Origin of the sequence: Schaalia hyovaginalis, from assembly GCF_014208035.1 — a bacterium.
Taxonomy (GTDB): Bacteria; Actinomycetota; Actinomycetes; order Actinomycetales; family Actinomycetaceae; genus Pauljensenia; species Pauljensenia hyovaginalis.
Map to the genome: position 1 here is coordinate 1,970,588 of NZ_JACHMK010000001.1, position 12,898 is coordinate 1,983,485.

Genomic DNA, 12,898 nt, shown 5'->3' on the forward strand with positions numbered 1-12,898 from the left:
AGGTTCAGTTGCCGAACTGGGCCTGCGCCTGGGAGAGCATCTCGCTCATCGGCATTGCTCCGGAGTAGACGGAGACCAGGTTCGGGGTGAAGTACTCGTTCACCTGGGTCCACTTGGCGGTCGAGTTCTGTCCGACGGTGTCCGAGAAGGCGGCTTCGAATGCAGCCTTGATGTCATCGCGGATCGATTCGTCGAGCGACTCGAAGTAGGCCGGCTGGGAGGCCTTCAGCGCAGGGAAGGATCGGCCGGAGGAGCCGATGAGATCCTGGGCTTCTTTCGAGACGAGGGACCCGAGAACCTTGAGGGCGGCATCACGCTCAGCACCCTCGCAGTTCGCGGCGATGCCGAATCCGGATCCGAGGACGAGGCCGAGTGAACCCTTGTCGCCCGAGGGCAGACGAGTTGCTCCGGCCTTGAAGCCCGCATCGTTGGTGAAGTAGCCCGTGGCGTTCCAGGTACCGTCAACGGCCATCGCGACGTTGCCGTTGGAGTACTGATCCTCACCCCATCCGGCCTCGGACGCGGAAGGGACGGGATCAGCGACCTTCTCCTTGAGGACCAGATCCGCGTACCATTCGGCGGCTTCGACGAAGGCCGGGTCGGTGAGCTGGAGAGTGGAGGAAGGATCGACCGGCTGAACACCGGACTTCGCGATCGGAAGCGCCATCCACTGGAACTCGCCCATGCCGACGGCGAATCCCTTATGCGCATCGGTGGTCGCGCCCTTCGCCGTTGCGACGAAGTCGTCGAAGGTCCAGTCCGCCGTCGGCTCCGGGGTTCCCGTCTCGGCGAGCATGTCACGGTTGTAGTAGACCATCATCGCAGCGACGTCATAAGGAACGCCGTAAACCTTTCCGTCGTAGGAGAGGATGTCGAGGGCGCCGTCGGCGAAAGCGGACTTGTCGATTCCAGCCTTCTTCAGATCCTCATCGCTCAAGGGCGACAGGGTCTGATGGAAGCCGGAGAGTCGCTGACCGTTCATCGAGGTCACGCAGGCGAGATTCCCAGACGAGGCGTTCGCCGTGAGCTTCGTGAAGTAGTCGCCCCACGAAGAGGTCTGCGTATCGAGCTCGATATCGGGGTTCTGCGAACGGACGATGTCCGCGGTATCCGCAACCCACTTCTCGTCATCCGTCGAGCCGGCCCACATGTTCCACGTGACCTTCACACCGGAGCCGTCCGAGGCTCCGTTGGAGGCCGAGCCGCCCGAGCAGGCGGCGAGCCCCATCGTGGCGGTCATGGCTGCTGCCACGAGGAACGCGGTCTTTCGTTGTGTCATGGTTTCTCTCCTTTGAGATGGTGATTGAGTGATCGATCAGCGAAGCGCATCGGGGCTCAGATAGAGCTCGATGACGGGGACGAGGACGTCGGGGCGCCTGACGGGCAGCTCGAGGGTGAGGGTTCCTGCGGGCTGCCCCCCGGGTTCGGTGGTGAGCGCGACGGTCTCCGGCGAGAACTCGGTCATCTTGAGTTCGGAGCCGTCGTTGAGCAGGCGTGCGAAACGGACCTTGCCCGCGAGATCGGGAAGGTGGAGGTGCCCGAAGGGCCAGTGGAGCAGATGGATGTAAAGCCTGTCGCCCCGCTTCGTGAGCACAGCGCCTTCGGGTGCTGTGAACCCCTCCGCGGCGTCCGCACCGACGATCGCATTGCGGTGGAGGCGCATCCATTTCCCGACTTCGGCGAGTGTGTGCTCGTCGACGGGAGATACCGCGCCTCGACCATCAGGACCGATGTTGAGGAGGAGATTGCCGCCTTTGGAGACCGTGTCGGACAGCATCCTCACGATGAGATCAGTCGATTTGAAATCGAGATTGTCCCGGTCGTAGCCCCACGAACCGTTGAGGGTCTGGCAGGCCTCCCAGCGTACGCGCTCACCATCGATCTCCATCGGCGCCGAGGGCTGGTACTGCTCGGGCGTGACGAGATCAGCGGGGATATCGAGTCGGTCGTTGACGATGATCCCGGGCTGAAGCTCGCGCACCATTGCGAGGAGTTCATCAGAACCCCAATCTTCTTTGCCCTTGCCCGTCCATCCGTCGGATTCCCAGGGATAAGAGAAGTCGAAGAAGAGGTAGTCGATCGTCCCGTAGTTCGTGAGCAGCTCGCGGACCTGATTGTGGAGGTAGGTCCTGTACTCGGCCATCGTCCGCTCCGGGTGGGCGTCCCGGGCGTCCGCGTCGTCACGACGCGGATGGTGGAAGTCATAGGGGAAATCGGGATGGTGCCAGTCGAGCAGGGAGTGGTAGAGCCCCACTTTGAGTCCCGCTGCGCGCAGTGCATCGACCCATTCACGGACGAAGTCCCTGTGCTGATGATGCATCGACGTGTAGGTGGTGAATCGGGAATCCCACATGCAGAAGCCGTCGTGGTGCTTCGTCGTGAGAACGGCGTACCCCATCCCTGCGGATTTCGCGAGGGTTGCGATTTTCGAGGCGTCGAAAAGGTCGGGCTCGAAGAACTCGGCGTAGCGCTCATAGTCCTCGACGGTACGACGTTCACGAGTCATCACCCATTCGTGGCGAGCGGCGACGGAGTAGAGACCGAAATGGACGAAGAGTCCGAAGCGGGCTTCGTCGAACCAGCGGTGATCGGCACGTCGGTCGGCGGCGGAAGAACGGCTCATTCTCACTTCTTTCGACAGTTTGCATAAATAGGACTGCTTTGTCCTACTCGACGTGTCGAAGCATACATGATCCACCAACACGATTTCCGCATTTGTTTCTCAAGATTCGATAACAGAATGGATGCAAGTCAGCAGACTTTCTGCAATACTTGTTGCACAAATTCGGCGCGGATTCGCCAAAGGAGCCCGGATGCCTGCCGACGCAGCACCATCACTTCGCCTCGAGATCCATCGACGGATCCTCGACCTCGTCCGTACTGGCCGTGCACAGACACGGGGCGACCTCGTCGCGCTGCTCCCCGCATCCCCCTCGATAGTCTCGCTCCGCACCCGTGAGCTCATCGACTCGGGGGAACTCATCGACATAGGCCCCCTGCCCTCTGGCACAGGCCGGCCCTCCAGGGGCATCGCCCTCGCCTCCAGCGAGCGCACGGTACTCGCCGCGGATCTCGGCACGCACCACGCGCGCCTCGGCCTTGCGAAGGCGCATGGTGAAATCGTCGACTTCCGCTCCCTCAAAATCGATTCGTCGATTGGACCTCAGAAAGTCCTCGATCTCCTCTTCACCACCATCGACGAGATGATCGCCGACAACATCGATTCAGGAAGCCCCGCCGCAGCGTGCATCGGACTCCCTGCACCCATCGACCATAAGAAGGGATGGGTCGACTCGGGTTCACGACTGCGCGGCTGGCATCACTTCCCCATCGCCGACCTCTTCTCCGCACGATTCGGAATCCCCGTCGCCATCGAGAACGATGCCGACATCATGGCGCTCGGGGAGCACCTCGAGCACCCGGAACTCCAGCACTCGATCACCGTGAAGGCGGGCGGCTCCATCGGCGTCGGTGTCGTCATCGATTCTCGCCTCCATCGGGGGGCCACTGGTGCCGCCGGCGACATCGTTCACGTTCGAATGCCCGCTTTCGGGAATCTTCCCTGCGCCTGCGGTAAGTCAGGATGCCTGGACACGGTTCTTTCCGGCCTCGCCTTGGCCCGGCAATGGAGCGAAGCAGTTGGGCGGCCACAGGACCTGGAGGACCTCCTCAACGCCGACTTCAACGCCGGTGGCGCAGCCCTGGAACTCCTGAGGACCGCGGGCTCACGGCTCGGCGAGGCCCTGAGCGTCATCGCGGGGCTCCTCAATCCCGACGCGGTGTTCATCGGAGGGCGCCTGTCCACCTCCGAGACCTTCCTGGCGGCCATCAGAGCGGCTCTCTATGCAAACTGTCACCCGCTCATCACGAGGAACCTCGTCATCGAGGCCACTTCGGCGGGAATCGATGCCGCCCTCAAAGGAGCAGTCGCCTCAGCCGCCGCCATCGGGGGCCTTAGCACCGACATGGGCTGAGCGGTCGGCGGGACGGAGGGACCGGGGGCGATCCCTTCTTCGAATGCCGCCCGGGCTTCACCTCCGAAGGCACATCTATGCGATGGACGCGCTTCGACGGACGAAAAGGCGGGGCAGGTGCATGTTGCACCCGCCCCGCAGCCTCATTCAGCGATGAGACATGGCCTCACTTGGAGGAGACGGCCTTCTTCAGGCTCGAGCCGGCCGAGAGCTTCACGCCGAAGCCCGCGGGGATCTGCATCTCTTCACCGGTGCGGGGGTTGCGGCCGGTACGCGCGGCGCGCTCGACGCGCTCCGCCGAGAAGAGACCGGTGACCTTGACGGCCTCGCCCTGGGCGAGCGACTCCACGAGCACGTCCTGGAAAGCGCCGAGAGCGGCATCCGCCTGGGCCTTGGTCAGGTTGGCGCGCTCGGCGATCTTGGAGACGAGCTCGGTGCGATTCACGGACATGGAGGAACCTCATTCCTTTTCGTACAAACCGCCACTGCGGCGGTCGCTGGTGAAAACACTACGAAATCAGCGGCAAAAATCCCACTTCGAGCGCGGAAAGTCACGCTTTTGCCCCAGGTTTCTTGCCATGTGGTCATTTTCGGGCGGCAGAAGGCGGCTTCGCGCGCTGATTCAGGCCTGTTGATCGGACGGATCAGGTGAGGGCAGCGCCTCGGAAGCGCGAGTTCGGAGAGAGGATGCGCGGGTCGAGCGGGGCGCGCACCAGTGCTCTCATTCCGGGAGGGCCAACGCGGCGCGCACTCATGCAGCTGCGTCCCTCCGTGCCTGTTCAGGGGTTTCCACCGAGCATCGGCATTGCTCAGTTCGGAGCCCGCCCGCCAGGCTCTCCGAGTTCAGCCGCGCCGTCGTGATCACCGCAGCGGACGTCACGGGGTCATGATCCCTTCGGCGTCCTTCTGCACGGTCCTGTTGCCCTCCGCCCCGCATAGACACCGAGGGCGCACCCGAAGTCTTCGGGTGCGCCCTCGTGCGCGACCAGGGTCTGCGTTCGAAGCGGCCGATGAGGCTCTCGAATCGGCCGCTTCGGACTCACAGTCCTTCGGCGAGGCGGTGATACGCCTGGTTCCACTTCGAGCTCGCCGCGAAGTCGCGGCGGGTCGTCTGCTCGTCGATGACGAGGAGCTCCATCTTCGCGATCTTCGCGAACATCTCCCACACCTCGACGCCGACCTGGGTCGACATGCAGGTGTGATGGGCGGCGCCGGCCGTCAACCACGCCTCGACGGAGGTGTAGAAGTCGGGCTTGGGCTGCCACATCGCGCGCGCGACGGGGAGCTTGGGCATGTCGCGGGGCGGCTCGACGACGTCGACGACGTTCGCGGTGAGGCGGAAGCGGTCGCGCATGTCCGACATGGCGACGACGACGCCGGGGCGGGCGTCCGCGTTGAAGACCATGCGGACCGGGTCCTCCTTGCCGCCGATGCCGAGGGGATGGATCTCGATCCGGGGCTTCGAAGCGGTGAGCGAGGGGCAGATCTCGAGCATGTGCGCCCCGAGGATCATCTCGGCGCCCTCGACGAAGTTGTAGCAGTAGTCCTCCATGAGCGAGGCGCCGCCGGGCAGCCCCTCCCCCATCACCTTCGCCGCGCGCACGAGGACGGCCGTCTTCCAGTCGCCCTCGGCGCCGAAGCCGTAACCGTCGGCCATGAGGCGCTGCACGGCGAGGCCGGGGAGCTGGCGCAGCGTGCCAAGGTCCTCGAAGTTCGTCGTGAAGGCCTTCGCGCCGCGCTCGTCGAGGAAGCGGCGCAGGGCGATCTCCTCGCGGGCCGCGTATCGGAGCGACTCGTGGCGCTCGCCGCCCTTCTTCAGCGCGTCCTCGACCTCGTACTCGGCCTCGTAGACGGCGACGAGCTCATCGATCGCCTCATCCTCGACCGCGTCGACCACGGCGATGAGGTCGTTGACGCCCCAGGTGTTCACCGAGACGCCCAGACGGCGCTCGGCCTCGGTCTTGTCGCCCTCGGTGACGGCGACATTGCGCATGTTGTCGCCGAAGCGGACCACGCGCAGCTCATTCGTCGCGGCGAAGCCGGCGGCTGCTCGGATCCAGTCGGCGACCCGCGCGCAGGTCGAGGCGTTCGAGGCGTGGCCGACGACGGTCGTGCGGGCGACGCCGAGGCGTGTGAGGATGTAGGCGTACTCGCGGTCGCCGTGGGCGGCCTGGTTGAGGTTCATGAAGTCCATGTCGATGGTGTCCCAGGGGATCTCGACATTGGCCTGCGTCGCCAGATGGAGGAGCGGCTTGGAGAAGACCTCGAGTCCGCGGATCCACATCTTCGCCGGGCTGAAGGTGTGCATCCACGAGATGACGCCGAGGACCTTGTCGTCGGCCGAGGCCTCGAGCATCGCCCGGCGGATCGAGTCGGAGTCCTTGAGGACGGGCTTCCACACGACGGGGGCGGGCATGAGCCCGGACTCGTTGAGGAGGCGGACGACCTCGCGCGATTGGTCGGCGACCTGGACGAGGACGTCCTCGCCGTACAGGTCCTGGCTTCCGGTGTAGAACCAGACCTCGCGCCCTTCGTAGAAACCGGTCATCAGTTCTCTCCTTCCGGGGCGCCATCGCCCTCGTGCTGTCCGTAGACGAATTGGTAGCGGTTGTACAGGGAGTCGATCTTGTCCTGAGGGATCGGGATCGGCTCTCCGAGCTGCTTGGCGATGTGAACCGTTCGGGCGACCTCTTCGACCATCGCGGCGGCCTTGACCGCTGCGCGCGCGTCCTTCCCGATCGTGAAGGGCCCGTGGTTGCGCATGAGGACGGCGGGGCTGCGCGATTCCCTGAGGGTGTCGACGATGCCGCGGCCGATCGAGTCGTCGCCGATGAGCGCGAAGGGGCCGACGGGGACGGGGCCGCCGAATTCGTCGCCCATCATCGTCAGGACGCAGGGGATCTCCTCGCCGCGGGCGGCCCAGGCGGTCGCGTAGGTCGAGTGCGTGTGGACGACGCCGCCGACCTCGGGCATGTGGGAGTAGACGTAGGCGTGGGCGGCGGTGTCGGACGAGGGCGAGCCCTCGCCCTCGACGAGTCGGCCGTCGAGGTCGCAGACGACCATCGTTTCGGGCGTGAGTTCGTCGTAGGACACGCCCGAGGGCTTGATGACGAGTAGATCCTGGGAGCCGTCGGCGGCGGGCCCCTTCACGCGTTGCGAGACGTTCCCGGCGGTCCAGACGATGAGGCCCCATCGGGGCAGCTCGGCGTGGAGCGCGGACACGACTTCGCGGGTCGCGCGCACGCGCGCGGCGAACTCCGCATCCCAGGTGGACGGGTCGTGATGGTCCATTGGTCTTCCTTCCGGTTCCGGGGCGACGAGGCCGCGAGCACTCCGCTGTGTCGGGCTCGGTCGATGCCAGAGCGCATGTGCGCCGACACCCCTTAGGTTAACGCTCACATCGCGGTGTTGTCCACGATCCCGCCATCTTCTTCAGCCGGCGCCCCTCCCTCGGGAGGCGCCCCTCCAAGGCCCGCACCGGCCGTGCGCCCTCGGAGCCCGCCGCCCCGTCCGCCCGAAGCGAAGAACGCGAAGGCCCCGAGGTCAGCGGCTGCGGGGAGGCGCAGTCGAATCGCGCACCACCAGGGCCGGAGTCAAGGCCCGCGCGGCCCCGCCCTTGTCCGCAGCGCCGATCTCCTCCAGGAGGGTTTCGAGGACGACCCTGCCGAGGTTCGCGAAGTCCTGACGAACGGTCGTCAGAGCCGGCGAGTAGTAAGCGGCCGCCGGCATGTCGTCGAAGCCGACGATCGAGACCTCCCGCGGAACGCAGACCCCGGCCTCCTCGAGCGCACGGTACAGGCCGAGGGCGATCTGATCATTCGCGCAGAACACCGCGGTCGGCAGCCCCTCGGCGAGGAGGCGCCGCCCTTCCTCATACCCCACCGAGAACTCCCAGCCCTTCACCTGCGGCTCTCGGATCGCGAGCCCGCGCTCGGACATGAAGTCCCGCCATGCCTGTTCACGATTGCACGCCTCGAAGAACTCCTGATTGCCCGCGATATGCGCGATGTCCCGGTGACCCAGGTCGTAGAGGTGCTCGAGGGCGAGTCTGGCCCCCAGCTCCTGATCGATCGAGATCGGAGTCAGTCCCGCTCCGGCGCCCAGGGCCTGCGTCGTCACCGCGACGACCGGAACGGGGATCGTCATCTGCGTCATGTCCGCGGTCATCTCGCGAAGCGGGGCGATGAAGACGATCCCCTCGGCGGGAACCCCGAGGAAGTGGTCGAAGACGGCGCGCACCGAGGCGTCGTCGTAGTCCTCCACTGGCGCGACCGCGGCGTAGAACCCCGCCTTCCTCGCCGCCAATTCGATCTCCATGAGGATCGAGCTGGGGCCGTAGTCCAGGGAGGTCGTGGTGACGATGCCGATCATCTCCGAGCGCTGCCTCGCGAGCGCCCTCGCCACCGAATTGCGCCGATACCCCAGTTCGTTGATCGCGTTCTGGACGCGCTCACGGGTTTCGGGCAGCACGGACTGCGAGCCGTTAAGCACCCGCGAGACCGTCTGATGGGAGACGCCCGCGGCCTTCGCGACGTCGACGATCGAGGGCGTGCTCTTCGCACGGCGCGGACGAGCCATGGCTCACTCCTCACATCATGAGTGGATCAAGCGGATGGCTGGGGAACGATGATGACAGGCTACGCGCATCATTCCGAGCGCGGGGCGGGGCCGTGCCCTTTCCGGCACGGCCCCGCCCCTGAGTCCCGCAAGGGACTCGCGCTCAGCAACAGGGCTCAACCGGCACGACGCTTGTTCCAGACGTCGAAGGCGACGGCGAGGAGGAGCACGAGGCCCTTGACCATCTGCTGGGTCGAGGTCGATGCGCCCATGAGCTGCATGCCGTTCGACATGACCGCCATGATGAGACCGCCGACGAGGGCGCCGGAGAGCTTGCCGATGCCGCCGGTCGTCGACGCGCCGCCGATGAAGCAGGCCGCGATCGCATCGAGCTCGAACATGTTGCCCGCGGAGGGCTGGGCGCCGTTCATCCGGGCGGAGTAGATGATGCCGGCGATGGCCGAGAGGAAGCCCATGTTCACGTAGGTCCAGAAGGTCACGGACTTGACGTTGATGCCGGACAGGGCCGCGGCCGAGATGTTGCCGCCGATCGCGTACACGTCGCGCCCGAAGACCGTCGAGTTCGCGAGCATCCCGTAGATGAGGACGAGGATCGCGAGGATGATGAGGACGAAGGGCAGGCCGCGCGAGCGGGAGAGCTGGAAGGCGAACCACATGACGAAGGCCGCGATGACGACGATCTTGCCGATGAACAGGGCCATCGACTCCACCGCCTGGTTGTAGGCGATGCGCGCCTTGCGCGAGCGGAACTGCTGGTAGGCGAAGCCGAGGACGCCGATACCGAAGATCACGAGGGTGAAGACGTCGAAGCCCATCCCTCCCAGGAGTCCGTTGAAGAAGCCGTTCGCGATGTTGTAGTAGGCCTTGGGGAAGGGCGAGAGCGAGACGTTCTCGAGGACCTGGAAGGTGAGTCCGCGGAAGAGGAGCATGCCCGCCAGGGTGACGATGAAGCCGGGGATCCCCACGTAGGCGACCCAGAAGCCCTGCCAGGCGCCGATGATGAGGCCGAGGACGATCGCCGCGATCACGCCCACCCACCAGGGCATGCCGTTCTTGATGACGAGGACGGCCGAGAGGGCGCCGGTGACCGCGACGACCGAGCCGACCGAGAGGTCGATCTGGCCGAGGAGGATGACGAAGAGCATGCCGATCGCGAGGACCAGGATGTAGGAGTACTGGAGGACGATGTTCGTCAGGTTGCCCGGGCTCAGGAAGGAGGGGTTGAGCACCGCGAACAGGACGGCGATGGCGAGGAAGGCGAAGAAAATGCCGCTCTGGCGGATGTTCCCTTTGAACATCTCGCCGAGGCTCTTGGTGGTGCTCACTTGTCGTTCTCCCTTGAGGGTTCAATGGTCATGAGTTCCATGAGGTTCTCCTGGTTCGCTTCGGCGATCGGCAGTTCGCCGGTGATGCGCCCGTAGGCGAGCGTGTAGACGCGATCGGAGATGCCGAGGATCTCTTCGAGTTCGGAGGAGATGACGATGACGGCCTTGCCCGCCTCGACCATCTTGTTGATGAGGGTGTAGATCTCGTACTTCGCGCCGACGTCGATGCCGCGCGTCGGCTCGTCGAGGATGAGGACGTCCGCGTCCGTGTACAGCCACTTGGACAGCACGACCTTCTGCTGGTTGCCGCCCGACAGGGAGCCGGCGAGCTGCATCACCGTCTGGGAACGGATGTTCATCCGCTCCTTGTAGTCCGACGCGACGGCGAGCTCCTCGTTCGCGTTCACCATGCCGTAGCGCGAGAGTTTGAACAGGCCCGCGGTCGCGATGTTGTGACGGATGTCGTCGATGAGGTTAAGGCCGTACTGCTTGCGGTCCTCGGTCGCGTAGGCGATGCCGTTCTTGATGGCGTCGGAGACCGACTTGATGCGGATCTCCCGCCCCTCCTTGTAGATACGGCCCGAGATGTTGCGGCCGTAGGAGCGCCCGAAGAGGCTCATCGCGAGTTCGGTGCGGCCCGCGCCCATGAGGCCGGCGATTCCGACGACCTCACCGTGACGGACGTTGAAGCTCGCGTCCTTGATGACGAGCCGCCCCTCCTGGGTCGGGTGGTAGACGGTCCAGTCCTCGACGCGGAAGAGCTCCTCGCCGATATGGGACTCGCGCACCGGATAGCGCTGGGAGAGCTCGCGACCGACCATGAGCGAGATGATCTTGTTCTGGGTCGATGCGGGGTCGGACATGTCGAGGGTCTCGATAGTCTGCCCGTCGCGCAGGATCGTCGTGCGATCGGCGATCGCGGCGATCTCGTTGAGCTTGTGGGAGATGATGACGATCGAAACGCCGGTCTCCTTGAGCTGACGGACGAGTTCGAGCAGCTGCGCGGAGTCGTTGTCGTTGAGGGCGGCGGTCGGCTCGTCGAGGATGAGGAGCTTGACGTCCTTGGAGAGCGCCTTGCCGATCTCGATGAGCTGCTGCTTGCCGACGCCGAGCTGGCCGACGGGAGTCGTGACGTTCTCGTCGAGGCCGACTTTGGCGAGCACCTCCTCAGCGCGGTGGTTGATCTCATGCCAGTCGATGAGCCCGTGCCTCTTCGGCTTGTCGATGCCGAGGAACAGGTTCTCGGCCACCGAGAGATAGGGGACGAGGGCGAGCTCCTGATGGATGATGCCGATACCGAGGGTCTCGGAGTCCTTGATGGACGAGAAGGAGACCTCCTTGCCCTCCCAGATGATCTCCCCTTCGTACTGGCCGTGGGGGTAGACGCCGGAGAGGACCTTCATGAGGGTGGATTTGCCGGCACCGTTCTCGCCGCAGATGGCGTGGACTTCACCGCGTCGGACTTCGAGGTTGACGTGCTTGAGCACGGGGACCCCGTTGAAGCCCTTGTCGATGTCGCGCATCTGAAGAATATTCAAGGTCATGTCACTTCCGTATTCGCGAGATGGAAGACTTCGGGCAGTGGACGGGGCGGGCACCGGAGGCGCCCGCCCCGCTCACCGATGGGTCACTTGCTGACGCCGGCCGCGACCTCGTCGGCCGTGTAGTAGCCGGAGCCGATGATGTCGGACTCGATGTTGTCCTTGAGGATCGTCTGGACTTCGAGGAGGAACGCGGGCACGACCTTCATGCCGTTGTCGTAGGTCTCGGTGTCGTTCGCTTCGGGCTCGGAGCCGGAACCGATCGCCTTGACGGTCTTGACGGCCTGCTCGGCGAGGAGACGGGTGTCCTTGAAGATCGTGGACTGCTGAACGCCGTCGTTGATGAGCTTGATCGAGGCGATCTCGGCGTCCTGACCGGTGACGACCGGAAGGCCGTCGGCGATCGTCGGGCCGTAGCCCGCGCCCTGGAGGGCGGTGATGATGCCGCGGGAGATGCCGTCGAAGGGCGAGAGGACGCCGGCGAGGGGCTCGGAGCCGCCGCCGTAGGTCGAGGTGAGGATGTCCTCCATGCGCTTCTGCGCGGCCTCCTGCGACCAGCGCAGCGTTGCGGCCTGGTCGAACGCGGTCTGGCCGGACTTCACGACGAGCGTGCCGTCTTCGATGAAGGGCTTGAGGGTGTCCATCGCGCCGTTGAAGAAGAATCCGGCGTTGTTGTCATCGGGCGAGCCGGCGAAGAGCTCGATGTTGAGCGGGCCCTTAGGGGCATCGGCGGCCTTGTTGCCGTCCTTGTCGGTCAGGCCGAGGCCGAAGAGGAGGGCCTTGGCCTGCGCGACGCCGACCTTGTAGTTGTCGAAGGAGACGTAGAAGTCGACGTTCTCGTTGTCGCGGATGAGGCGGTCGTAGGAGACGACCGGGATGTTGGCGGCGCCGGCGGCGTCGAGCTGGCTCGACAGGGCGGTGCCGTCGATCGAGGCGATGACGAGGATCTTCGCCCCGTTGGTGATCATCTGGTCGATCTGCTGGGTCTGAGTCGGGATGTCGTCGTTGGCGTACTGGAGATCGACGAGGTATCCGGCCTTCTCGAGGCCTTCCTTGACCGCGTTGCCGTCGGCGATCCAGCGCTCGGAGGTCTGGGTCGGCATGGCGATGCCGACCTTGATGCCCTCTGCGGAGCCGGCGGCTCCGGAGGCGGCGGCATCGGTGGTGGAGCCCGCGCCGCCACCGGCGCAGGCGGACAGGGCGAGGGCGCCCGCGCTGAGGACGGCTGCGAGGCCGGCGGCGCGACGACCGAAGATTCGCCTAATGGTCATGGGTGTTCTCCTCATCGAGCAACAGAATCAATGCCGTCACCGCGAAAGAGTCCTCCGCGTGCGACCGACACCTCACGTTAACGCTCACACACACTGCGGGGCAAGCCGCTCAGATAAAGATCGCATAACGATGTGCGCGTGCACATCCGCTGAATCACAAGGAATCCCTTCGCACATATGGACACCGTGCGAAGAAGCGCCGTGCGAAA

At 65.1% G+C, this 12,898-nt stretch carries 10 protein-coding genes; 1 reads left to right on the forward strand and 9 read right to left on the reverse strand.

The genetic code is table 11. The features are described 5' to 3' along the window. Positions 1-4: 4 nt before the first annotated feature. Positions 5-1,279, reverse strand: coding sequence for an ABC transporter substrate-binding protein (locus tag HD592_RS08685; protein ID WP_221437863.1), 1,275 nt, complete (start codon positions 1,277-1,279; stop codon positions 5-7). Between the two features lie 36 nt (positions 1,280-1,315). Beyond that, positions 1,316-2,623 carry an alpha-L-fucosidase gene (locus HD592_RS08690; RefSeq protein ID WP_184453396.1) on the reverse strand — a complete coding sequence of 436 codons (1,308 nt, stop codon included), beginning with the start codon at positions 2,621-2,623 and terminating at the stop codon, positions 1,316-1,318. A gap of 190 nt (positions 2,624-2,813) precedes the next feature. Between HD592_RS08690 and HD592_RS08695 the strand changes: the two genes are divergently transcribed. Then, a complete protein-coding gene (locus HD592_RS08695) occupies positions 2,814-3,974 on the forward strand; it encodes an ROK family protein (protein ID WP_184453397.1) in 1,161 nt (386 codons plus the stop codon). 166 nt (positions 3,975-4,140) lie between these two features. Here HD592_RS08695 and HD592_RS08700 read toward each other — a convergent pair whose 3' ends face one another. The 7 genes from HD592_RS08700 to chvE all read right to left on the reverse strand — a co-directional run bounded on the left by HD592_RS08700 (position 4,141) and on the right by chvE (position 12,689). Then, positions 4,141-4,425, reverse strand: a complete 285-nt coding sequence (locus HD592_RS08700; RefSeq protein WP_154476535.1) for an HU family DNA-binding protein — start codon at positions 4,423-4,425, stop codon at positions 4,141-4,143. Between the two features lie 588 nt (positions 4,426-5,013). After that, positions 5,014-6,522, reverse strand: a complete 1,509-nt coding sequence (gene araA, locus HD592_RS08705; protein WP_184453399.1) for an L-arabinose isomerase — start codon at positions 6,520-6,522, stop codon at positions 5,014-5,016. Then, positions 6,522-7,265: an L-ribulose-5-phosphate 4-epimerase gene (locus HD592_RS08710; RefSeq protein WP_184453401.1), complete on the reverse strand. Its 744-nt coding sequence runs from the start codon at positions 7,263-7,265 to the stop codon at positions 6,522-6,524. The genes araA and HD592_RS08710 overlap by 1 nt, the downstream gene beginning before the upstream one ends. A gap of 252 nt (positions 7,266-7,517) precedes the next feature. Further along, complete coding sequence (locus HD592_RS08715; protein WP_221437864.1) at positions 7,518-8,552, reverse strand: LacI family DNA-binding transcriptional regulator; 1,035 nt, start codon at positions 8,550-8,552, stop codon at positions 7,518-7,520. A 155-nt stretch (positions 8,553-8,707) separates the two neighbouring features. Continuing rightward, complete coding sequence (mmsB, locus tag HD592_RS08720; RefSeq protein WP_184453403.1) at positions 8,708-9,877, reverse strand: multiple monosaccharide ABC transporter permease; 1,170 nt, start codon at positions 9,875-9,877, stop codon at positions 8,708-8,710. Next, complete coding sequence (locus HD592_RS08725) at positions 9,874-11,421, reverse strand: ATP-binding cassette domain-containing protein (protein ID WP_184453405.1); 1,548 nt, start codon at positions 11,419-11,421, stop codon at positions 9,874-9,876. The genes mmsB and HD592_RS08725 overlap by 4 nt, the downstream gene beginning before the upstream one ends. Positions 11,422-11,504: 83 nt before the next feature. Next, a complete protein-coding gene (gene chvE, locus HD592_RS08730; protein ID WP_184453407.1) occupies positions 11,505-12,689 on the reverse strand; it encodes a multiple monosaccharide ABC transporter substrate-binding protein in 1,185 nt (394 codons plus the stop codon). Between the last annotated feature and the right edge of the window lie 209 nt (positions 12,690-12,898).